Consider the following 23,557-nt stretch of genomic DNA (forward strand, 5'->3'; position numbering starts at 1 on the left):
TATCGTATTTATGGTTTTACAAAACCAGGGAAAGGGATTATGAAATCACTAAAAAAAACATCCTTTATTGAAGCAGTTGCGGCTGCGATTGAACATGAGGTTCAATGTTTCAATTTTTATCTTAAACTATCTGAAAGTTTGCCTGAAGGTCAAATTAGAGAACTCTTCAGCCAACTTGCGTTAGATGGTGATGAGCACATCAAATACATCAAAGATATTTATAAAAGTGCTGAAGGGAAAGAACTTCCAAACCTCAAACAACTTTCGGAAATCGAAAAATTCCATTCTTCTACGATCCAAAAGATTATGGACCGTTTGGACCGAAACAAAAATGCAGAGGTAAAAGCCGACGAAAAAAAAGCAATCGAACTTGCTATCCGAGAAGGGGAAGATGCCCGCAATTTTTATGCGACCATCCGAGGGAAATTCCAAGATCCAAAAATCAATTTATTGTTTCAAAAATTAGCAAATTTTAATGAATCCAATAATTCTCTTTTGGAAGCCCAAGCAATGGCAATGGAACAATCCACTCCAGCAGACCAAGTTTTTTATTGGGAAGATGAAGATTTACTCGCACAGGTAAACCAACCTTCGAAGTCACAAGGGAAATCAAAACCAAGTGCGAAACCAAAACCAGCGTCCAAGGCAAAGGTTTCTGCAAAACCTGTCGCAAAACCACAAAACAAAGTGAAGGCGAAAAAAGCAGTCAAAAAGGCCGCAAAACCTTCCCCTAAAAAAGCCAAACCAAAGGCAAAACCCGCAAAGAAAAAAGGTAAGAAAAAATAGTGAAATACCAAGTCACCCATACATTCCCAGTTCCTTTAGATAAACTTTTGCATGCAAGAGAGGAGAGGTACAAACACCTAGACCAGTTTCCTGATCTAAAGAATGTGACGTTACTCGAAGAAAAAAAAGAAGGGAACCTCATCCACCAAAAACGAAAGGTGAGTTTAGAAGGATCAATGCCTGCCGTTTTATCAGCGGCACTCAACGATCTTTCCTTACTAGAGGAATCTACCTTTGACATCACAACCAATACTCATGAGTTTAAAATTTCTCCTCCAGGCAAAGACAATGTGTTTGTGATCAAAGGGAAAAGTAAATACGAAGCAAGTGGATCTGAGTCGAGACGTTCGTATGATGTGGACGTAGTTTCGAGTTTGCTCTTTGTTTCTCCCATTGTGGAAAAAGCGATCGAAGAAATTCACAAACATAGTTTGGAGAAGGACAGAAAATCCATCGCCAAATTTCTAGGGGTTGAATCCTAAGGAAGAAGTGAAAACTTCTTCCCCATCTTTCCTACGTTCTGTATTAGAACTCAATTTGACGATCCTCATTATGGGGAACGTCACTCTGTTTGCCAAACTCCTCCCTTTCCCTGCTGTCACGATTATCTCAGGTCGGGCCTTATTTTCAGTCCTCATCTTAGGTCTTTTTTTTCTCCTGCGTCGTAAATCCATCGTTTACGAGAGCTTTCGTCATTTTTGTTATGTATTTGGAATCGGCATTTTGTTCGCATTACATTGGGTAACCTATTTCCACTCCATCCAAGTATCCACAGTGGCCGTTGGGATGTTGTCTCTATTTACTTACCCTGTGTTTTCTGCAATCCTTGAACCTGTATTAGGTGGAAATAAACCGAAACCTTTTGCCTTGTTTTTGGCTTCCTTTTCTCTTTTTGGTTTATTTCTCATTGTACCTGATTTGTCCTGGGACAACCAAATGTTCCAAGGAGTGGTATGGGGAGTGGTGTCAGCTGTTTTGTATGCGATCCGTAACCTACTCACAAAAGAGATGCATGTACATTACCCCAGTTCTCAAATTTTATTCACCCAACTCTTTGCAACATCATTGGTTCTACTGCCTTTTGCTGACGGGCTTATCCCGATGCTCGCAGAGCCAAAGTATCTTCTCTTCCAAGTGATCCTTGCGGGAATTTTTACCTCCCTTGCTCATACCATATGGATTCGCAGTTTGTCAAATTTATCTGTGACAACGGCAGGCACTTTGTCTACACTGAGTCCAATATACGGAAGTTTGGCGGCTTGGTACTTCCTCGGAGAAGTCCCTCCCGACAGGTTATGGTTAGGTGGTGGTGTAATTTTGTTCTGTGCAGTGATGGAAGTGTATCGGAAACAGAACGAATCTCGGATACGGGAAAAAGAGAAATTGGTGTAGAGTTTTCTTCTTTTTAGGGATTGGTTTGAGTGTTATTGATGATTCAAATAACTGTAAGTTATGCGCCATTTGAAAAAAAAATCTTAAGGAAAATATGAAAAATAAATTAATTCTAATTGTGTTCTTAATTTTAAATATCAGCATCTATGCAGAAGAAGAAATAGACAACAAACAAAAAGAAAAAAAATCAAACCAAATTTATTTAAGAAGAAATAATGGATACGTAGCTCCAAATGAATTAAACATTTACAACTGCATTTTCCCATTCGCTTTAGCTTATGAATTACCTTCCATTCAGTATAATACATTTGGATTCATAAAATTCTTAGGTGATTCAAAGTTTAGTATTGAAGGTAATTTCTACGAATATAAAAAAACAAATTCAACATTTGAAAGAATTAATCCAAATTCCGGTTTTTATAGTAAAGGTAATCTTGGTACTTTTTACAGATCCGAACAAAATTTATTTTTGAACTACCATTTTATAGAAAATAGAATCATACTCAATGTTGGATTCCAGAGATTGCAAAGTGATCTCAGTGATGGAAGTTACGGTTACTATAATTACAATTTTTCACAAAACTTCAAAGGAATTGGAGTTGGTTTCTTACTTGAATCTCCGAGATTTTATGGATTCTATATTTCATCTGGCTATAGATATTCTGTTTTGAATGGTATTTCAAATATTGACTATTCAATTGTAAGTTCTGGAAGGAGAGCGGAAACTTTAGATATACAAGATAATCCTGCTACCAAATATTTCCTTCGTGAAATAAAAGTAGTTCTTGGTTACGAATTAAATGATTCAATTGTTTTATCATTTGGTTTTATTGACCAATTTGCTAATGTAAAACTTAATAGAAGCAATATCATTGCAAGTGACTTATATTACAACTTACTCGTAAGATCCGCTATTGAAGCGAACGCAAGAAGTGAATATTCAGGATCTACTTTTGCCTCTATTACTTATAAATTTTAAAACGGCGTATAACATTACCACTTCGATTCGGCACTAGGCCTCACTTAGCCTGTGGCAAATTCCCATTCTGTCACAGGATTAGCATCGGGAAACTTCATGCTAGTCCCTAACGTCCCATTCTGAAACTTAGAGTCAGCCTACCTCATTATAATTAGTTCGTTATGCGTCATAACAAAAATACTTTCCTAAAAACAGAGGGGATTTCTGAATTAAATTATGAAAAATGTATTTATCTTTGATATGGATGGAGTTATCCTAGATAGCGAAAAAATTTATTTAGACATGAATCAAAAATGGTTTCATGAGATGGGATTTAATTTACCGATTCATATTCATCAGAAATTTGTGGGTATTTCCGCAAAAATATTTTGGAATTTTTTAAAAACAGAATTCAAACTCCCTGAAGAAGTTGATCATTACATTCAACTAGAAAAGGATATGAAATTTAATACACTTTCCAGTTTAGAATTAAAGCCTACCATCTACCTTGTAGAATACTTAAATTTCTTAAAAAGTAAAAATTATAAAATCGCTCTTGCTTCATCATCTTTACGTAAAAATATTAACTTGATTTTAAATAAACTTAACATCACAGATTATTTCGATTTCATTATTAGTGGCGAAGAAGTCGCCTTAGGAAAACCCAATCCTGAGATCTTCTTAAAAGTTTCTCAATTTTTTAATTGTGACATTAATAATTGTGTTGTTATAGAAGATAGTACAAACGGAATTAAAGCTGCAAAAGCTGCGAATATGTTTTGTATTGGTTTTTTAAATCCAAATTCAGGAAATCAAGATCTATCCCTAGCTGATATCGTTATTGATAATTTTAAAGATAAAAAAATTTACGAATTATAGTGATTTGTATATTTTATAAGGCGCATAACAGAGACGTACCGCTACGTTTCATCTCTAAACCATCGCTTTAGGTATTATGTTGCTGCATCAAAAATGAAAAGAGTTTTCATTCCATAGAATCAATCGTTTCCAAAATGGTTTTTGCTATGGTTGGATCAAAATCAACAATATGTACTCAGTGGTTTGGTTTGGAGTTGGATTCCTTTATGATATATTAAGTTTTATTAACTAATCTTTTGAATCCTAATCTCAAATGTAAATGCTAGTGTCTCGCCACCGATGAAAACGAGAGCAAATTTGAAGCCAATGAGCAAATGAAATTCATCGAATACTTGTTAGATTTGAGACTGAAATATTATCTAATGCAGAAATAAAGGAATTAAATATTTCAATACTAAATCTAATATAGCAATTTTAACAGTTGAATCTCTAGGTTCAAAAAAACATTGATGAAGATTTCATAGAATAATGTGATTGATAGAAATACGGGAGAAAATTTTATAATGATGGATTCCCGATTCTATTCCCATAACGCCAGCATGGCGACCCTGCTTCAGTGCAAGTGTATTACTCTGCTAACTGGTCGGGAAACATCGGTAAATTTAGTTCGTTATCCTTTATTATCTAAATGAAACATCTATTTGAAAAAAAAGTAACAGATGAGGAATTAAGTTTGGCTTCCACTATCTGGAATTTCCTAACATTGAATGATCCAATTCAGAAAGCAGATTTAATTTTTGTTCCTTGTAGTCATGACCTACGAATCGCTGAATATGCAGCGGAACTGTATCGTTCAGGTTATGCGGAATACATTCTTTTTTCCGGGGGATTGAATTTTTTTACGAAACATATTTTCCCGAAGTCCGAAGCATTGGCTTTTGCAAATCATATAATCTCACTTGCTATTCCGAAAGAAAATATATGGATCGAAGACAAATCAACGAACACTGGTGAAAATATATTGTTTTCTAAAAAAATGCTCAGTTCTATGAATTTTCACGTATCCAATGTGATTGCAATACAGAAACCTTCTATGACTTTAAGGCTTAAATTGGCTTTAGAAAAACAATGGAATGATACTCATTTTTATATTTCTTCACCAAATTATAAACTTCTGGAAGCTCCACATTCGCACATAAATCTTTTTCTGATCTTGAATGAAATTGTGGGTGATTTGCAGAGGATCATGGAATATCCTAAATTGGGATTCCAGGTAAAAACGCAAATTCCTGAGGATGTTGAAATTGCATTCCAATCTTTAGTTTCGAGAGAATATGATTTGCATCTATTAAAATAATTAAAAACACAAATGAAACAAGATGAACCTAAAGCGATTGCTGAAACTCTTAAACTACTCGACGTTCTCAATCAAAATCCATCTACCAGTTACAAATGGTCCATTTCCCATTTTGATGGTCTCATGCGCCACCGATGGAAGCGGAAATCCTTTCGCAAGGCGAAAGATTGGAGCGGACAGCGGGATCGCCTAATGGACGAAATGCGAATCTTAAATCCATTGGCGAGGCGCCCCCTTAATTGACGAACAATTTCAGAAAGTACCTTATTCGTGGAGGTGGTGGATCACTCTTACAAGTTTGTCCTGCACTTCTTTGGCGATGGTTTCCAGTTCGGAGTTTTGGACGAGTTTTGTCATAGTCATAGGATCAAAAATGGAAACTTTGATTTCTCCATTTTTTTCTTCTGTCACTACCACATTACATGGTAATAACATTCCAATTTCGTCTGTAGTTTGTAAGGCTCTATGCGCAAAACTAGGGTTACATGCGCCAAGGATGGTATAACGTTTGAAATCAACGTTAATTTTGTCTTTTAAGGTTTGTTTGACATCAATGGTTGTCAAAACGCCAAAACCTTCTTTTTTTAACGCTTCTGTGGTATCGTTTATGGTTTCTTCAAAACTTTTTTTTCTGTGAACGGTTAACCCTAACATATATCCTCCGAGTTCCTATACCCCGCAGGGTATAGGAAAGATTAGAAGTTGCAAGAGCTTTTTTTACTTTTTTAAGGAGAAGTTTCTTTTTTCGGAAGTTTTTGCATTTCTTCTACACTGGGAAGTTGGTTCGAAGTATGCCTAATTTCACCTGATGCGTTCAAAAGAAAGTATTGCGGGAGTGAGTCCGTTTTCAGTGAGGCAAAACGATCATCCAAAATGAGGGTTTGGAATTCGTTGTCACGAGGAGTGAAATTGAGTAGGACGTAGGTTCCAAGGTCTGGTTTTCCTTCCCCACATTCCAATCCCTTTAACATCTCACAACGAGACTTTGTGACGGATAATAAAATGAGTTTTCCTTCTCTAGAAGCTTGTCCAATCGCAAATGATTTATTATGGCCCCAATGGATTTCTTCACTTGCCATTTGGTTGATTTTGATGTAGCCAAAAACCAAAAGTAAAATAAAGAGTGGCATCGCTAAAAAACCGACGAGGTAAAAAACGCGAGAATATTTCTGCATACAAATCTATGGAATGGTACTGACCGATTCCCGCCAAGTTCAATTTTTAAGCTTTCCCATTCCTAAATCTTTAAAAAAAACTACACCTTCTTCTTCCCATTCCTATTCTGGTTCAAAGAGAGAATCCTTAGGAGCATTTAATGGAGATTTGGTACACAGAAAAATTGGAATTAGAAAAAGGGCGAGCTGTCAGTTACCGAGTAACAAAGACAATCGAAAGCCTACAATCTCCGTTCCAAAAAATTGATATATTTGAGACACAATCATTCGGTCGTATGTTTACTTTAGATGGTGTAACAATGGTTACGAACAAAGACGAACATTCTTATCATGAGATGATTGCGCATATCCCCATGATGAGTCATCCCAACCCAGAATCTGTCCTTGTGATTGGAGGAGGAGATGGGGGAACGGTTCGTGAAGTATTAAAACACCCGTCTGTCAAAGAAGTTGTTTTGTGTGAGATTGACAAAGCCGTAGTCGACATCAGTTATAAATACTTTCCTGAATGTGCAGATGCAATGAAAGACCCGAAAGTCATTCACCACTATGATGATGGAGCAAAATTTGCAAGAGATAACAAAGGTCGTTTTGATGTGATCCTTGTAGATTCGAGTGACCCTGTGGGCCCCGCAGAGGTTTTGTTTAAGGAACCTTTTTTTCGCGATATGGCAAGTGCCTTAAAACCTACTGGGATCATTGCGACACAAGCAGAATCGTTTTGGTACCATGGGGATGTGATCACGTCACTCTTTGAATTTATCCCCAAAATTTTCCCTGAGTATGGATACTATTACACAACGATTCCCACTTACCCTTCTGGTATCATTGGGTTTACTTTTTTATCGAATGCAATTGATCCGTATTCGGTCACACCAGATCCAAAACGAGTTCCAAAAGGACTTAAATACTATAGCCCTGAAATCCACAAAGCTGCGTTTGTATTGCCTGAGTTTGCAAAAGCTTATATCAAACGTAAAGGTTAAATCATTTTGAAACTGCGATTCGTTTCCAATTTCATTTTCTGTATTTTCCTTTTAGGAAATACTAATCTATTGTTTGCACAAGAAACAAAAGCAACAGAGATGGAATTGGAAGCTGAATCCTTTGAAGATAGAGGATTTCAAAAAAAAGCTAACCTCATCCGAGAAAAAATCAAACGGATTCGAAAGGAAAATTTCCATTCTAAATACAACGAGCCAGATTATATCCCACCTAACCAAAATCTCCCAACTACGAAGAATGGCTCACTCGAATTTATGAATGGGAATTGGGAATTTGGGTTTCGTTTTTTAAGTCAAAATGCAGTATTTAATTCGGGCAAAGAATGGGCGTTAGATGATGGAAGAGTTGCGTTCCAAGCAGGTTCTCCGTATTTTCCAAGATCCCCTATGGGATACCAAAATATCCGCTCCCTTCCTTACCAAATGGAATGGGAAGATACAAGAAAAAATTCGAGTACACTCTCACCAAGGATTGCCTACCAACATAGTTCCAAAAAATGGGGCATTGAATATGTTTACATGCAGTATTCTACCATGAGAAATTTTTTCTCCATCGGAGACATTGCAGGTTTCCAATTAGGATTCCAAACGGATCGATTTTATAGCGCAGACCATAAATTATCGGTATTAGTTCATGATGAGGTTTCGCATAACAAGAGATTTGTGTGGGAATTCGGATTTCGAATGGGATCGTTAAATTCAAATTCTTCCCAAAATTCACAATCATTGGGCCAAACAGGACTTTTCCGAGATTCAATCCAATATGTGGCTCCGAGTACTGGTTTTAAATTTGTGCATCAGTTTTTTGAAAATTATTCCTATGAATTTGGCGGTGATATGTTTTTTACCCCCGTTGGGAATTTAAAGTACAGAAGGGATAGTTTCATAAGTAGTGGGGGAGTGAGCCGATTTGGGGGTGAACGTACCACAACTGATGAGGTGTATTCTTTATTCTCAGAAAAACGAATTCTAACGACGATTGTTGGGTTGAATCTGAATGCTCAATTGAATTGGGTTCCTTACCCGAATCATAAATTCCATCTGGGTTTACAGGCCATCCAATATAATTGGCGTGCCAATGAATCCCAAGCACCAGGGCTTCGTGCCTTAAACCAAGAATCTTATCTAGCAGGTGTTAGGGATTATTTTGTGAGTTCTGCATATTATGAAGCAGATGGAGGGAAGGGTCGTCCTATGAGATCCTACGGTATTTCGAATTTGTACTTTGGGTATACTTATGTTTATTAATCGATTCCTTTCTATTTCAAGTTTGGGTTTGTTTTTATTTGGGTTTTTGCATTGTGGAATATCCTTACGAGTGTACAGAGTTTTTCCAAATGAAAGGGAATATGATTTTGTAAAAAAAATGGATCATATTGCCATCCAGGTCAAACAAGAAAATCGAAAGCAAATGGCTGTCTATGATCCATATTTTTTTGATTCCGAAGCCTTACAAAATGAATATGGTCCATTGTCCTATCTCATCCGAAAAGAACTTTCCATCCGAGAGTCCCGGTACCCACTACTTATAGAAAGAGGGGGGTCGATATTTGTTGAGGAATTCCAATTAGTATCTTTGGATCGGTGTTCTAAAAATTTAACCTATGTTCGGTTAAAGGCAAAAATCCAAATCAGAGGTTATGCTGAAGAAGAAATTAATTATTATGATGAAATTGATTCAAAGGTTACCAATTGTTTTTTAACAGGGAGTATCATCACTTTGGTACCTCTTTTGTGGTATGTGCCTTATAATGGATTTCGTGGGAACCGTGAAGACCAATTAAACCAATTGGGCCGAAATGCGTTGACAGAACTTTTCACCCAATTAGAAATACGTTCGGGTTACTCTGAAAAATCTACCGAGTCACAAAAGTTAGAGGATCAAAAAATCATTCCGAAACAAACACCCACCAAACAAGAACCAGTGGATCCTAAGTTAAAGGAAATTTTGGAAAGTTTATGAAACGATTTGGATTCATTTTGCTATTGGGGGGTTTGGTATTTTTTTCCAATTGTTATTCATTGGAAAAACCTTATAATTATGGGAATCCTTACCACCCAAGCCCTGAATTTACAGAAGATGACCCTCAATTTGAAGAAGGGGAACCCATTTGGATTTTGGACCAAACAGGGAATTGGGTTTTTTCACTTCCCTCCAAATTGGTATTGTGGAATCGAAAAGCGGATAACCATTATATTTCGAAAGAAACCAAAGAATACTTAATTCGTTACATCAAAGAAAACAATTTGAGGGATGTAAAAGTAAGGTTTAACCAGTATGCTCCTCTATCGGAATGGCGTAGACTTTCCAAAAACAAAAACATTAACCCGGTGATCCGGTACTTTTTTGGATCCATTTCTCTCCTTGCCTATACTTTTTTGCCAGGTAGATTGTTCGCTGGTACCATTGGTGGTGATCATTATAATTCTTTTACCAATACAATCAACGTCTACTCTGATCTACCACCTGTTGTGATCCACGAAGGTGGACATGCAAAGGATTTTTCGCAAAGAGAAAAAAGGACTTTGTATGCAGTTGTTTATGCCATTCCAGTCGTTGGGGCCCTTTACCATGAGGCCAAAGCTTCTGACGATGCTTTAAATTATTTTGCAGAAAAAGAGGATCTCACTCAATTAGATTCTTCCTATGAATTGTTAACACCTGCTTACTCTACATATGTGGGTGGAGCCATCGGAGATGTGGTAGTGAACCCATTAACAGCTGTCGCTGTAATTCCAGGGCATATCTATGGTCGTTATAAAAAAAGAGATATCCCTCTCGAATTAGAAAAACGAAAACAAAAGAAAAAAATCAAGGAATCAAAATCCAATCCATGACTTCATTTTTAACCAAATTCCATTCCCGAAGAGATACATTACGATCCCTATTATGCATTGGAATGGATCCTGAATTGGAAAAATTACCAAAACCTTGTTTGGATTCAAAATCACCTCTTGTATTTTTTGCAGAAACCATCGTTCGATACACCCATCCTTATGCAGTCTCTTGGAAACCCAATATTGCCTTTTTTGAACGCCTTGGTGCAGAAGGTTATTTTGCATTAGAACATACAGTCCACTTAATGAAGGAAATTTCCCCAGAAGTTCCCATTGTGATGGATGCCAAACGTGGGGACCTTGCGAATACGGCAAAAGAGTATGCTAAGTATTTTTTCCAAACCTTAAAGGTGGATGCCCTCACAGTGAATCCTTACATGGGGAGAGATAGCCTTGTACCTTACTTGGATTTGGGCGGGTATCTATTTGTTTTAGGGTTAACCTCAAATCCGAGTTCATCCGATTTTCAAAAATTAAGGATTGGGTCCAGAGATTTGTACCTATACGAAGAGGTGAGTGACCAAATGGCACGCCTTGCAGAATCCTATCCTGGACAATTGGGTTTAGTGGTTGGAGGTACCCATCCCTCTGAAATTGAATCCTTACGTAATCGCCACCCTGAGTTATGTTTTCTCATTCCTGGTTTTGGAGCACAAGGTGGAGATTTAGAATCCATTATCAAAGCAAGTGGGAAGGATGCCATCATCAATTCATCTCGTGGGATCACCGTGAGTACGGTTGCTGAAAATTTTGGAGAAGTTTCTAAAAAGAAATCAGAAGAAGTACATTTGCAAATGAACCAACTCTTCCCTTAACGGTCTAATCACCATTAGGGAATCAAGTGAAAGAAACATTAGCAATTGTTGGAACTGGAATCGCAGGTTTAGGTTCTGCTTACTTTTTAAAAAACGATTTTGAATTAACCATTTTTGATCATGCCGATTATATCGGTGGTCATACCAATACAGTCATGGTAGAAGAAGATGGTATACAAATTCCCATTGATACTGGGTTTATTGTATTCAATCATGTTACGTATCCAAATTTATTACGTTTATTCCAAACTTTAAATGTTCCGACCAAAAAATCGGATATGTCATTCAGTGTACAATATGATCCCACCAAACTGGAGTTTTGTGGATCTGGGCTTTCTGGTTTATTTGCTCAGAAAAAAAATCTCTTCCGTCCTCGTTACTTAAAAATGTTACTCGAGATCAATCGATTTAATACGGAAGCACCGAAAATTTTAGATAACCCAACTTACGATGATTGGAATTTGGGCCGTTATATGGAAAGTTTTGGGTATGGAAAAGACATTCTCAATTATTATCTGGTTCCCATGAGTTCCGCTGTTTGGTCCACTCCACCTGATTTGATGTTGGAATTCCCTGCCAAATCACTCATCCGATTTTTTTATAACCATGGATTTTTGGGCTTAAGCACACAACACCAGTGGTATACAGTTGATGGAGGATCCAAAGAATATGTAAAACGAATCGTTCCTCCCATCCAAGACCGATTCCGATTGAATACACCAGTACTAGCGGTAAACCGATTGCCAAATGGGAAAGTGGAACTTGTGTTACCTGAGGGGAAAAAGGAAGTTTTTGACAAAGTCCTTCTTGCGACACATGGACATATTTCCGCTAAATTACTCGGAAACCCAACAAAACTCGAAAAAGAATTACTCCCTCTTTACAAATACCAACACAATACAGCCACCTTACATACAGATGATTCTGATATGCCTTCCATAAAATCTTGTTGGTCGAGTTGGAATTATAAAATCACAGAGTCAAATAGTGGAAAATTGGAACCATATACCATCTATTGGATGAATCGTTTACAAAATGTTTCCAAAAAGAAGAATTATTTTGTAACCATCAATGATCCTGGTCGTGTGAAACAAAGCCATACAATCAAAAAAATTGATTATGAACATCCATTGTTTTCGGTCGAAGCGTCTCTTGGTCAGAATCGTTTGCCCATGTTAAATGAGGATGGTCCAATTTATTATGCAGGTGCTTATTTTAGATATGGATTCCATGAAGATGGATTTTTGTCAGCAGTGAATGTATCAAAAAGTATTTTAAAACGAGACCCATGGACTTAAATTCCTGTATGTATGAAGCGGACGTATTTCATATGCGTACCGCTCCCACACAAAACAAATTCCAGTATAAAATATTTAATTTTTATTTGGACTTGGAAGAAATTGATGAATTGGCAAAGTCTAGTTTACTGTTTTCCAGGAATCGGTGGAATTTGTTTTCCTTTTATGACAAGGACCACTTACAGTTTGGAAAAGAATCCATTTATGAAAATGTAAAAGCGTTTTTAGAAGCCTCAGGTGTCAAAGGACCGATTGGTAAAATTTCCCTATTAACCAACCTAAGAGTATTAGGTTATGTATTCAATCCTGTTAGTTTTTACTTTTGTTTTGATACATCGGGAGAACCACTTGTTGCGATTGCAGAAGTAGGAAATACCTTTGGGGAAATCAAACCATACATAGGGACATTCCAAAAGAGTAAGGGAACCATTGCCGATCCTGAAGTATACATACGAGAACCAAAGAACTTTTATGTCTCTCCATTCATTCCATTAGATTCTGAATTTGAATTTCGACTCAATGTACCCAATGAAAAATTACAGATCGGAGTCGACTCTTATGAGGATGGGAAACGAATATTGATTACGTCCTTTATAGGAAAAAAAATTCGTTTTCGATCGAAATACTTATTAAAACTTTTCATCCAATTTCCAATTATTACCGTCAAAATAATAACATTGATTCATTGGCAAGCATTCAAGTTGTGGATCAAAAAAATCCCTTACATAAAAAAACACCAAAACTTAGAGAAACAAACAGGAGTTCCCCTTGGAAAAATCAGCGAACCAGTCCCTTTTACAAGAAACGATTGATTCAGAGCTTTTTAGTGAACTAAAGGATAAGTCGGTTACCGAACAATATCCTATTTACAGGAAAATATTTTTTAAAGCGATGAGTTCCATGAAACGTGGATCCCTTCGAATGATTCTCCCAAATGGAGAACAAGTGATATTGGGTGATACCAATAGTAAGTTTGAACCAAAGTTTCACTCTGCACTGATCCATGTCAAAAATCCTGTATTCTTCAAGAAATCAGTGTTACATGGTGACATTGGATTTTCCGAATCTTACTTAACCGGAGATTGGGATACAGATTCCATTGAGAATGTAATTTCATGGTTCATTCTAAATGTGGACGAAGCTCCTAATTTATCTGGAGCCAAGAAAAAACTATTCCATTTGGATTTATTCAATTTGGGAAATAAGTTCTTACATTTCCTTCGAAGGAATACCCTAACTGGAAGTAAGAAGAATATAGTGGAACATTATGATTTGGGAAATAGTTTTTATAAGTTATTTCTTGATCCTACAATGACCTATAGTTCTGCCTATTTTGAATCTCTTGACCAGTCACTGGAAGAAGCTCAAACGATTAAAGTTGATAAACTCTGTCAAAAGTTAAAACTAAATCCCAAAGATCATTTATTGGAAATCGGAAGTGGATGGGGATTTTTATCCATTCATGCAGCAAAAAACTATGGATGCAAGGTAACTACTGTTACGTTATCTGAGGAACAATACAAATTTGCAAAGGAAAGAATTGAAAAAGAAGGTTTATCCGATAAAATTGAAATTCGAATCCAAGATTATCGCAAAATTGAAGGTAAATTTACAAAACTAGTATCGGTAGAGATGTTGGAAGCTGTGGGGGATGCATATTACGAAACCTTCTTTCAAAAATGCCAAGATTTACTCACACAAGATGGAATCATGGCATTACAAGTGATCACTTGTCCAGATTCTAGATTCACTTCTTTTAAGAAGGGAATTGATTTTATCCAAAAACACATCTTCCCTGGATCACTTCTGCCATCCATTGGTCGAATGAACCAAGCGATTAACCGTACTGGTGACATGTATCTTCATAACTTAGAAGATATGGGACTTAGTTATGCAAAAACTCTTAGATTGTGGTTAAAAGCGTTTGAAGAAAACCTAACAGAAGTGAGAAACCAAGGATATAGCGAAACCTTTATCCGTAAATGGCGATACTATCTAGCATATTGTGCAGCAGCGTTCCAAATGCGAAACATCAGCGTTGTACAATCTGTCTATGTAAGACCCAACAATTTAAATATCTAAATTCTATTTACTCCCAATGGAAAGGTATTATTTCCATCCATTGGGATTTTATTGCTTAAAAAACATCTTGCCAAACTAAGCTTCCAAACGTATTTCTCTGTCTATGAGAGAAACCAAGTCTGTTTTTACATTTGATGAACCAATTGAACGTTTATGGTCAGCGGTCACCGTTTATGAAGTGTTAGTGCATTGGTTAGCAGATGAAGTGCGGGGTAGGCCAAAAGTAGGAGGGGAGTTTTCTTGGACATGGAAACTTGGACTGGAAGGAAATTTCACTTCCCACGGAACCTATAAAAAAATAGAACCTCTCCGTGAACTTGTGATGGAATGGAAAGATCATCCAGCAGGAGATGTTTTTTTACAGTTATTATTTGAAAGCACCGGCGCCAATACTTCCAGATTAACGATTGTTAATGGAGGATTCCCAGATAACGAATCATCAAATGTTTGGTTGGAAAGTGCAAAAGATGCGTGGGATGGACAAGCTGTCCTCTTAAAAGAATTTTTAAAACAGAATCCAGATATCAGCAAATTTATGAAAAAAACTTGATCTCTCGACCCTTTCTAAAATCCTGGTAAAAGTAAGGGTTGTTAAGGAGGGTTGGAAGATGGAATATCCTGAATTGGAATCTTATTTCCAGAAATTAACTGATATAACAGACCGTATCGCAATGATGAACAATCATTTTGATGCGACACCTGAGATCGACATACCACAGTTATTTGAAATGTTTGATGACATTCAATCAAAGGATTGGGAAAACACTGATAGAGAGTATTATGAACTCTTTACTAGTTATTTCACATTCCATGTGAAGACAGTGGAAGAAATCATCCAAGAAGCACGTGAAATCTTAAATCCAGAAAATAGAGAACACGTGAAAAAGTTAGTAAGCCACGTTCGTAAGGCTGATGATTGGTTCCTAAGTCTCAAAAAGAAACGCAAACTTGCTCGTACACAAGTAGCATAATCACTTACTCCCTCATTCGAAAGTCTGAGGGAGTTATCTCAATTCGCTTTACAATTTAATCCGTTTCCTTTCTCCTTTCAGATATGCTCAAGGCACGGTTCCTTTTTTATCCAGTTTACCTTTTGATTTTTTTGTTTTTAGTAGATTCTATTTTTAGGATCCCATACATCCAAACACTCGCCAAGATTGACTTAACTGCTGTTAACTATAAAGCTAAATCAGATTTTTTAGAAAAATTATTAAAAGAGAAACCTGGCGTAAACTCTCCTAAAACGAAAAAAATCATGCTGATTTTAGGATCTTCTCGTTTGTTATATTTTGATTATGATGAACTTGTATCTTTTTATCCAGATTGGGAAATTTACAACTTATCATCGGCAGTTACAACTCCAGCCTATTATGATTTCCAACTCACAAAAATATTAGATGCAGGAATCAAACCTGACCTTGTGATCATGGAGACCGATCCAAACCAATTTAATCAAAATTCTGTATTTAAAAGTTCGAATTTAACCTATAGTTTTGATTTGGGATATGTTCTTTCTAATTTATCTTTATTTGGGAAAGACCATGTTTCCTTTTATCTTGGTCGCAAACTTTTTGCAGTTGGAACTTATAAGCCTTATATAGACCAAATGTGGAAAAATTACAAAAATCCATATTTAGATAATGTTCTAGGAATGCATCAGTCAACTTATGATTATATAATTTCTCATAATGGAAATGGTTTGTCTCCCATTGATAATTATATGGAAAAAGATTCCAATGCACTTCTCTTAACAAGCCATAGAACACTTGATTGGTTATTTGCATCTTACCAAAGGAGTAATATGCAATTTGGGTTTTATGAAAAAATTCTCAACCGTTTACAAGAGGAAAAAATCAAAGCAGTGATTGTATGGCCTTTGTCATCTCCTGATTTTGAATCATTGATGGAAAAAGAATCTCTTGTAAAAACTTGGGAGACGGAAATTGATTCAATCACAAAAGAGCATAATTTTTCGATTTTAAAATTAAAAGATGACCCTTCTTATAATTGTAATGCCTTTGCTGATGGTGGACACGTTGCTAAAGATTGTTATAGAAGTTTAATGCGTTCTATTTTATTGGATTACTTTCGTAGGTATGAGCCAAATCGTTTGTAAATTCAATTCCACAAATTGGAATCATCCCACTATTCGTTGAATTTTCAATGACAGATTTTAATGATCTTGGTTTGTTCGGAGTTTGAATGGGTGAATCATCCTTTCCCGGGATGTATTTTAGGCTTGTATTGAATCCTTGAGGTGAGTCTGCCCAAAAAACAATTCCTTGTGAAATCCCTGTTAGTCGACCATAGTTTTTCCGAGTATTAGGTGCTGAAAAAGTAGGGGTTGCGGAAGTATAAAAGTTTGCAGCCCCTTGTTTGATTGTCGTTTTGGCAGTTGTTGGCGTCACAGGGTTTGTAACAAGTCGATTCAAACTGGAAGAAAGAGGGTATTTTGTCAAAACTCCAGACAAATCAACTGTCGATGCTCCTTGTCCATCACTTGTGACTTGTTGGACAGAGGATACATTCCCAATCCCAAAACTCTGTGCTGTGAGGACAGCAAACATTCGAAAAAACATATCTGAATTTGTATTGGTTAAAACGGTTGAATCATAATTTTCACTGGTTTTGAAAACATTCATAAGATTGCCAGAGGAATTGGCCCTTGTGCCACTTGCCCCAATCACCGTATTTCGAAAAAATTGTTTCCGTTGTGTATCATTTGTTCCTGAACTATCATACAGGTATCTCATAAATACATAAGCAAAGGAATATTGTTTTAGAACATCTGAACTACTGCTATTCCAATCTAATAAGGAAACCCCATTGATTCCATCATCACATCTAGAATCGTTTACACCTGAATAACAATCCAATCGACTTGTTTGAGGTCCATAACCTGCGATATCACTTGCAACTTCGCTTGTACCTTCATTGATCCACAATTCGTCTGATTGATTTGCTTCATACATTCTTGGAAATCTAAGTAAGTGTTGGAATTCGTGTGCTGCTGTTGATGCAAATGCATTTGGGTCTTTGGAATTCGCTGCAATCAGTTCTTTCCCATCTAAGTACAAAACTTCTGCAAAATTTGATCTCACTCGAAGAAGAAAATTATCTGGGAAATAATTGATAGGATCGAAATATCCTGCAACATAAGCACTGTTAGCCGTTGCTCCATCTTTGATATCCATCACTAGTAATTTCACTTTCCCATCTCCATCAACATCACTCGGTGTTCCAAATGTTTCAATTAATTTTGGGTAGGTGATGGTATCAAAATCTTTAGCAAATTGAACTAAGTTAAAGTTTAAAGATAAGGATTTTTCTTTGTACACTTCAATGTAGGTGCCAGAACTGACAAGTTCTACGGGAACACAGACACTACTTTGTGTTCGCAAATCTCTTGCCCATAAATCAGGGCCAGAAAAACAATTGGCTCCCAGTAAGGAATACGCTCCGAGTAACAAAATGAGGTCATCATTTTTCCCAATTTCAGAATTAACCGGATTGCAATGTGAGAATGAAGTGATTAAAAAGAACAAAGGGAGTAAGATTTTTTTTCGAAAATGCATCATAATTTAGCGATTTTACTTTTCCTTACTCTCTCCATTCTTTGGACGAAGCCTTTTTATGGAAAGTCAATTGAAGGATTGTATTTTTCAGACCGTCAAACAACTGAAAACGGATACTTACTTTTAGGGATAGAAATTTTTTCTGAAAAGGGAAAGTCTTTTTACAATGCCCAAGAACTTCGATACAAAAAAACCTTCGGTTGGGAAGAAGTCTTGTTTGTAGGGAAAATGACGAAGGATGGTGCCAATTGGATCTTAGTTCCAGAAGCTTGCCAGATCCGTGCCAAAACGGTTTGGGATGCCAAATTTGCCCTCTTACGCAGGTTTGATTGTGACCATTTGGTTTTCCACTTAACTAAAAATGAAAAAGACCAGTGGGTAATTTCCGAATCCTTACTCGGAACCGAAAAAAATCTTCCCTTTCGTTTCTACTTGGATCATACCGCGGGGAACCCTGTCGCTGTACAAATCCCTGACTCTCCTGAAGTTACGGAGGGGTTTTGGGGCTTCCATTTGAATGGTTTGGGGGGAAAACCTCCAACAAAAATTTGGAACCCTTCCAAGGGGAATTGGGAGCCTTTTTCGGGGTTCAAACGGAACCAGGAACTGCAATTCTACCAATGGAAACGATCCTTTTCTAATTGACCCAATCGTTCCTTCCAGGGACTTTCCTTTTACATTGAAAAAGATCAGAATTGGGGTGATAGCCGCAGCTGGAAAAGGCACAAGAGCCTACCCCCGCACTAGTTTTATACCAAAACCCCTTTTTGTCATAGAAGGTAAGACCATCCTCCATCGGAACGTGGAGTTAATGGTCAAAACCTTTGGCATCGAAAAGGTCTATGTCCTTGTAGGGCACCTCAAAGAACAGATTATCAGTGAATTAGAACAAATTCGATTGGCACTTCCCAAAGTTGTGATCGAACCCGTGGAATGGACGGAACGAGGTCTGGCATCCGACGTGGCCAGTCTTGAAAAAACAATCCGCGAGCCATTTTTAACCATTCTCGGTGATGAGTTTTATTACCGAACTGACCATGAAAACTTTTTAAAAGTTTTGAAAAAACATCCAAAAATGGCTGCGTCCATCGGTGTTGTCAAAACTTCTCTTCTCTCTCGTATTCGTAAAAACTATTCCGTTGTTTTGTCAGAAGACAAAATTTTGAATTTGGTAGAAAAACCAGAAAATCCACCTAACGAACTATTGGGATTAGGAAGTTATTTTTTTACACCTGAATACTTTGAGTTTTTCAAAAAAACACCACCTTCGCCAAAATCAGGTGTCATTGAGATAACAGATGTTATCGATAAAATGGCAAAAGAGTCAATGGGTGGTGTATTTGCAACTATGTTGAATTGTGAATACTTTAACATTAATTCAATGCAGGATTATTACCACGCTGTTTATGAAGTGCGTAATGATTTGTTTTCTAAGTTTAAAACAAGCCTTATCATTCCAACGAATAATCATGAACGTTCGATTACTGATGTCATTGTTGATTTTAAAGATAAATTTAATGAAATCATAGTCATTGACAATGAATCAACGGATGATACTCTCGCGCTCGCAAAAAAAGAAAAAGTAAAAACATATACTTTCCCTGGTGATGGAGACTCTACACGATTAGGTGAACAAGTGAGAAGGGGAATTGAATATGCAACGGGAGATATTTTAGTAGTTGTATCACCCGATGGATCTTTTCGTTCTAAAGATTTTCCGAAGCTTCTTGAATATATGAAGGATTCGGATATGGTCATTGGTACAAGAACTACAAGGCAGATGATAGAACAAGGCTCAAATCTAAAACCCTTGTATCGTTTAGTGAATTTACTTATGGGAAAACTTGTCGAAGTGTTTTGGTGGGGGCAAGAGCCTAGATTTACAGACGTCGACTGCCAATTTTTCTCTGTTTGGCGAGAATCCTATGATCGAGTCAGATCACAACTTGTTGTCGAAGATAGAAAGTTTATCGTTGAGCTGATGATCGATATCGTAAGATCACATATGCGATGTATAGAAATTCCTGTGTCTTATTTTAAGCCAGTAGGGCAAATCGAATATCGTCTTCGAGATATGATTTCTGATTCATTCCAAATATTAAAATTGATATTATCAAAAAAGTTTTTCCTAGGAGAAAGTCGCGATGGCGAATAAAGTATTGGTTACAGGTGGATGCGGATTTTTAGGTTCGCATGTTTGTGAATTATTTCGTAAAGAAGGTTGGGATGTTGTCAGTTTCGATAACATGACAAAATATGAGTTAAAAAGAACTGGTTACGGATCAGATGCGACAAGAGATTATAATTGGAATTATCTCAAATCACTGGGTGTTACAATGGTGAAAGGTGATATCCGCAATTTAGAACATCTGATGGATCGAAGTGCCGATTGTGATTATATCATTCACACCGCTGCCCAACCTGCAATGACTATCTCTTGGGAAGACCCTGAGCTTGATTTTTCAACAAATGTGATTGGTACTTTTAATGTGATGGAAGCAGCACGGAAACATAAAATTCCTGTGGTAAATACTTCTTCTATTCACGTTTATGGAAACTCAATTAACGATAGTTTAAAAGAAGATAAAACTTCTTATGTTCGTGAACCAGTTGAAATCCCTGTTACACATCCTACGATGGTTGGTCAAATTTCCCCTCTTCATGCATCAAAAATGAGTGCGGAACATTATGTTCGATCTTACACCGATATGTATGGAGTAAAAGCTGCAAGTTTTCGATTCACTGGAATTTACGGTGAACGTCAGTTTGGTGGCGAAGATCATGGTTGGGTTGCTAATTTTGCAATTCGTTCTGTATTTGGATTACCACTTAGAATTTTTGGAACCGGTAAACAAACGCGAGACATCCTGCATGCGGAAGACGGTGCAAAGTCGTATCTAGAATTTTTCAAAAATCCAATTCCTGGTGTATACAATATCGGGGGTGCAAGCCCACATAAAATTTCCTTACTAGAATGTATTACCTTAATAGGAGAAATTCTTGGGAAAAAACAGGAAATTCTTTTTGAAGTGGAAAGACCTGGTGATATGCGATATTTCATTTGTGATATTTCGGAAGCAAAAAAGTTTGGATTCAATCCAAAAATTCTGCCGAAGGAAGGGGTCACTCGTCTTTTGAAATGGATAGAAGCAAATAAAGACGTATTCAACATCGCTGGTAAATAAAATGGCTAACAAAACATTAGTGATCATTCCTGCTTATAATGAAGCTGCGACCATTGAAGAGGTGGTTCGCGGGGCCATTGTTTATGCTGATGTATCTGTCACTGATGATGCTAGTAAAGATGAAACTCCAGTTATCTTAAAGAAACTCCAAAAAGAATTTGGAACACGACTCAATGTAATTCGACATGAAAAAAATACTCATATACCCCAAGGGATTCAAGATGGTATGAAGTATGCTGTCGAAAAAAAATATGATTGGGTCGTTACAATGGATGCTGGTTTATCACATGATGCTACCTATTTAAAAGACTTTATCCAATTCCCAAATTGTGATTTGGTGATTGGATCTAGGACTTCGACAGTGAATGTTCCATTGTATCGAAAATTCATTTCATGGTTAGCCGCCAAAGTAATGAATTATTGTTTATCCAATGGAGTTTTTAATTTATTCGGAAACAACCTTCGTGATTGTACAAGTGGCTATAGGCGTTATTCAAAGTTGATGTTTGAAAAAATTGCTTCCTATCCATTAGAGTCAGTTGCATTTGATTTTCATATGGAAGCGCTATCCATCGTTTCTAAAAATAGTGGAAGTATAAAAGAGCTCCCAATCAAATATGTTTTTTCGAATAGTAGTTTTAACCGTAAAGTATTAAAACTTGCGATCCAATTTGCAAAAAAACTTTTATTAAGAAAATGGAAACTGACTCCCGAGTACCCTTAAATCAAAATTCACTCGGAATGAAATGGAAGGTATTCTTGTCCGCCATTGCGCTGTTATGTGCAATATTTCTTTTTGATCGCATTTTCTTTTTTGATCTATATTTTCTATTCCCTAATGAAACTGAGTGGGATTCCTCTCCTTGGTATAACTTCATCTACAAAACAAAAGAATTACAATCATCTGAAGACAAACATAGAACTGTCGTCACAGGAAGTTCCGTTGCTTTATATTCGGTTTTACCTGACGAACTGAATAAAAAGGAAAAACCAAATACGAAGTATTCCTTTTTTTCCCATGTAGCAATGACCCCAACGGACCTTTATTACTACAAAGAAAATTTACTTTCAACAAAACCAAATTTGGTAGTGTACCTCCATAATTTTGCAGATTTACAATGGGAGTATATGAAGAAAGACGGAGAGGTCTTCCAGTTTCAAAAAGACATTTGGTTGAATCAATTGGCAGATCGTTATCCTACGAAAACCATTTATCCGAAAGCTTTTCTGAAAGACTATTGGACTGAGATTAATCGAAAATCATTATCGAAATTAGCAACAAAAGCTTTATTCTATGTTAGTCGATATCGAATTTTCTTTTGGGATCCGATTGTAGTTTTTATTGATAATCATTTTCGAAGTGGTAGGAAATACTATCTATACCAAGGGGTTCTTCCCAAAGAGGGAATTTGGTCAAAGGGATGGACTAAAACAAATGCTACGATAGAATGTAAAGAACAAAGAGAAACTGAATCTATCTTTGTTCAAAATAAAAATACAAAACTCCAATTCCTTTTTTTCGAAAACCAAAACTCACTGATTAACAATTCACCGATTCATACACAAATCATCAATATTCAAAAATCAGGATGGTTAGATATTCACTGGGGAGAATTAAATCTTTCCAATTTACCTTGGAGTATCGTAAAGATTCAAATTCTATCACAACTCCCAACCGCAAAACAAGTAAACTTAATTCGTTATGGAAAAGATGAAGAGGTGGGGATTCGGTTATCACATTTTTTTTGTGATGGTATCCAAACTGAAAATCGTTCTTATTCAAGAGCAAGTTATTGGGATGATACTCGATTTGTTCAAATGTCAGTGGACGAGTTCCAAAAAGAATATTTTGAACGAATGATTAAAGATGCTGGGAACAGGCAGGAATTGTGGCGATTACATGTTGTCCGTGAAGCAAAGAAAAATATAAACTTTGTAAAATTCAAACCATGGTCTGAATACAATCGAATATTAGAAATTTCAGAATATTTCTATCAAAATCATATTCCTTTTGTGATCGTCTTATCTCCTGAAAATCCAATTGAATTTGCATTTTATAAAAATTCAAACTGGAGAAAAGAGTGGATCTCACATTTGAAGGAGCAGTTAGCCAAACGTGGTCAAACAGTCATTGATCATACAGAGGTGATTTCAGATGTTCGTTATTTTTTCGACCCCCACCATCTAACATATGAAGGCGCAAAAGTATACAATACAATTTTTGAATCTTCCATAAATCCGATCATCAGCAAAGAGAATTAATCTTCCCTTAG

General features: G+C 36.6%; 26 protein-coding genes. 23 read left to right on the top strand and 3 right to left on the bottom strand.

Going from position 1 to position 23,557, the window contains the following annotated elements:
* Positions 1-39: 39 nt before the first annotated feature.
* The 7 genes from CH354_RS14405 (at position 40) to CH354_RS14435 (ending at position 5,555) form a co-directional block, all read left to right on the top strand.
* A complete protein-coding gene (locus CH354_RS14405; RefSeq protein WP_100727996.1) occupies positions 40-786 on the top strand; it encodes a ferritin-like domain-containing protein in 747 nt (248 codons plus the stop codon).
* Positions 786-1,268, top strand: coding sequence for a DUF2505 family protein (locus CH354_RS14410; RefSeq protein WP_100727997.1), 483 nt, complete (start codon positions 786-788; stop codon positions 1,266-1,268). The genes CH354_RS14405 and CH354_RS14410 overlap by 1 nt, the downstream gene beginning before the upstream one ends.
* A gap of 7 nt (positions 1,269-1,275) precedes the next feature.
* Positions 1,276-2,178: a DMT family transporter gene (locus CH354_RS14415; protein WP_338092391.1), complete on the top strand. Its 903-nt coding sequence runs from the start codon at positions 1,276-1,278 to the stop codon at positions 2,176-2,178.
* 94 nt (positions 2,179-2,272) lie between these two features.
* The gene (locus tag CH354_RS14420) at positions 2,273-3,157 is read left to right on the top strand and encodes an LA_2444/LA_4059 family outer membrane protein (protein ID WP_100728372.1); all 885 of its coding nucleotides are present in this window, start codon (positions 2,273-2,275) and stop codon (positions 3,155-3,157) included.
* A 216-nt stretch (positions 3,158-3,373) separates the two neighbouring features.
* On the top strand, positions 3,374-4,015 hold the full coding sequence (locus tag CH354_RS14425; protein WP_100727908.1) for an HAD family hydrolase: 642 nt from the start codon (positions 3,374-3,376) through the stop codon (positions 4,013-4,015).
* A gap of 628 nt (positions 4,016-4,643) precedes the next feature.
* Positions 4,644-5,312 (top strand): YdcF family protein, encoded by a 669-nt coding sequence (locus CH354_RS14430; protein ID WP_100727909.1) that lies wholly within the window; start codon positions 4,644-4,646, stop codon positions 5,310-5,312.
* A gap of 12 nt (positions 5,313-5,324) precedes the next feature.
* Positions 5,325-5,555 carry a hypothetical protein gene (locus CH354_RS14435; RefSeq protein ID WP_100727910.1) on the top strand — a complete coding sequence of 77 codons (231 nt, stop codon included), beginning with the start codon at positions 5,325-5,327 and terminating at the stop codon, positions 5,553-5,555.
* Positions 5,556-5,576: 21 nt separating this feature from the next.
* On the opposite strand, the gene CH354_RS14440 is transcribed toward CH354_RS14435, so the two are convergent.
* Both CH354_RS14440 and CH354_RS14445 read right to left on the bottom strand, forming a co-directional pair.
* Positions 5,577-5,966 carry a DUF302 domain-containing protein gene (locus CH354_RS14440; protein ID WP_100727911.1) on the bottom strand — a complete coding sequence of 130 codons (390 nt, stop codon included), beginning with the start codon at positions 5,964-5,966 and terminating at the stop codon, positions 5,577-5,579.
* Positions 5,967-6,037: 71 nt separating this feature from the next.
* Positions 6,038-6,487: a hypothetical protein gene (locus CH354_RS14445; protein ID WP_100727912.1), complete on the bottom strand. Its 450-nt coding sequence runs from the start codon at positions 6,485-6,487 to the stop codon at positions 6,038-6,040.
* 140 nt (positions 6,488-6,627) lie between these two features.
* Between CH354_RS14445 and speE the strand changes: the two genes are divergently transcribed.
* The 11 genes from speE (at position 6,628) to CH354_RS14500 (ending at position 16,640) form a co-directional block, all read left to right on the top strand.
* Positions 6,628-7,473, top strand: coding sequence for a polyamine aminopropyltransferase (gene speE, locus CH354_RS14450; RefSeq protein ID WP_100727913.1), 846 nt, complete (start codon positions 6,628-6,630; stop codon positions 7,471-7,473).
* A 69-nt stretch (positions 7,474-7,542) separates the two neighbouring features.
* A complete protein-coding gene (locus tag CH354_RS14455) occupies positions 7,543-8,739 on the top strand; it encodes a hypothetical protein (RefSeq protein WP_243396102.1) in 1,197 nt (398 codons plus the stop codon).
* Positions 8,729-9,454, top strand: coding sequence for a hypothetical protein (locus CH354_RS14460; protein WP_100727915.1), 726 nt, complete (start codon positions 8,729-8,731; stop codon positions 9,452-9,454). The genes CH354_RS14455 and CH354_RS14460 overlap by 11 nt, the downstream gene beginning before the upstream one ends.
* Positions 9,451-10,329 (top strand): hypothetical protein, encoded by an 879-nt coding sequence (locus CH354_RS14465; protein ID WP_100766524.1) that lies wholly within the window; start codon positions 9,451-9,453, stop codon positions 10,327-10,329. The genes CH354_RS14460 and CH354_RS14465 overlap by 4 nt, the downstream gene beginning before the upstream one ends.
* Positions 10,326-11,144, top strand: a complete 819-nt coding sequence (gene pyrF / locus CH354_RS14470) for an orotidine-5'-phosphate decarboxylase (RefSeq protein ID WP_100766525.1) — start codon at positions 10,326-10,328, stop codon at positions 11,142-11,144. Before CH354_RS14465 ends, pyrF begins: the two co-directional genes overlap by 4 nt.
* A gap of 26 nt (positions 11,145-11,170) precedes the next feature.
* The gene (locus CH354_RS14475; protein ID WP_100766526.1) at positions 11,171-12,442 is read left to right on the top strand and encodes an NAD(P)/FAD-dependent oxidoreductase; all 1,272 of its coding nucleotides are present in this window, start codon (positions 11,171-11,173) and stop codon (positions 12,440-12,442) included.
* An 8-nt stretch (positions 12,443-12,450) separates the two neighbouring features.
* On the top strand, positions 12,451-13,254 hold the full coding sequence (locus CH354_RS14480; protein ID WP_100727951.1) for a DUF1365 domain-containing protein: 804 nt from the start codon (positions 12,451-12,453) through the stop codon (positions 13,252-13,254).
* The gene (locus tag CH354_RS14485; protein WP_207762724.1) at positions 13,211-14,524 is read left to right on the top strand and encodes an SAM-dependent methyltransferase; all 1,314 of its coding nucleotides are present in this window, start codon (positions 13,211-13,213) and stop codon (positions 14,522-14,524) included. Before CH354_RS14480 ends, CH354_RS14485 begins: the two co-directional genes overlap by 44 nt.
* 103 nt (positions 14,525-14,627) lie before the next feature.
* The gene (locus CH354_RS14490; RefSeq protein ID WP_100715924.1) at positions 14,628-15,074 is read left to right on the top strand and encodes an SRPBCC family protein; all 447 of its coding nucleotides are present in this window, start codon (positions 14,628-14,630) and stop codon (positions 15,072-15,074) included.
* 58 nt (positions 15,075-15,132) lie between these two features.
* Entirely contained in the window at positions 15,133-15,495 is a 363-nt protein-coding gene (locus tag CH354_RS14495; RefSeq protein WP_100715923.1) for a protein kinase family protein, read from the top strand.
* Positions 15,496-15,626: 131 nt separating this feature from the next.
* Positions 15,627-16,640 carry a DUF1574 domain-containing protein gene (locus CH354_RS14500; protein ID WP_243396103.1) on the top strand — a complete coding sequence of 338 codons (1,014 nt, stop codon included), beginning with the start codon at positions 15,627-15,629 and terminating at the stop codon, positions 16,638-16,640.
* Here CH354_RS14500 and CH354_RS14505 read toward each other — a convergent pair.
* Positions 16,594-18,102 carry a peptidase MA family protein gene (locus CH354_RS14505; protein ID WP_207762725.1) on the bottom strand — a complete coding sequence of 503 codons (1,509 nt, stop codon included), beginning with the start codon at positions 18,100-18,102 and terminating at the stop codon, positions 16,594-16,596. The genes CH354_RS14500 and CH354_RS14505 overlap by 47 nt on opposite strands.
* On the opposite strand from CH354_RS14505, the gene CH354_RS14510 reads away from it, so the two are divergent.
* From CH354_RS14510 to CH354_RS14530, 5 genes are read left to right on the top strand one after another with little or no spacing between them, the layout of a single operon-like run.
* Entirely contained in the window at positions 18,094-18,744 is a 651-nt protein-coding gene (locus tag CH354_RS14510; protein WP_243396104.1) for a hypothetical protein, read from the top strand. The genes CH354_RS14505 and CH354_RS14510 overlap by 9 nt on opposite strands.
* Before the next feature lie 34 nt (positions 18,745-18,778).
* Positions 18,779-20,254, top strand: coding sequence for a sugar phosphate nucleotidyltransferase (locus CH354_RS14515; RefSeq protein WP_100727919.1), 1,476 nt, complete (start codon positions 18,779-18,781; stop codon positions 20,252-20,254).
* On the top strand, positions 20,244-21,284 hold the full coding sequence (locus CH354_RS14520; protein WP_100715920.1) for an NAD-dependent epimerase/dehydratase family protein: 1,041 nt from the start codon (positions 20,244-20,246) through the stop codon (positions 21,282-21,284). The genes CH354_RS14515 and CH354_RS14520 overlap by 11 nt, the downstream gene beginning before the upstream one ends.
* A gap of 1 nt (position 21,285) precedes the next feature.
* On the top strand, positions 21,286-22,008 hold the full coding sequence (locus CH354_RS14525) for a glycosyltransferase (RefSeq protein WP_100727920.1): 723 nt from the start codon (positions 21,286-21,288) through the stop codon (positions 22,006-22,008).
* Positions 21,981-23,546: a hypothetical protein gene (locus CH354_RS14530; RefSeq protein WP_243396105.1), complete on the top strand. Its 1,566-nt coding sequence runs from the start codon at positions 21,981-21,983 to the stop codon at positions 23,544-23,546. The genes CH354_RS14525 and CH354_RS14530 overlap by 28 nt, the downstream gene beginning before the upstream one ends.
* Positions 23,547-23,557 lie beyond the last annotated feature (11 nt).

Origin of the sequence: Leptospira levettii, assembly GCF_002812085.1 — a bacterium.
GTDB lineage: Bacteria > Spirochaetota > Leptospiria > Leptospirales > Leptospiraceae > Leptospira_A > Leptospira_A levettii.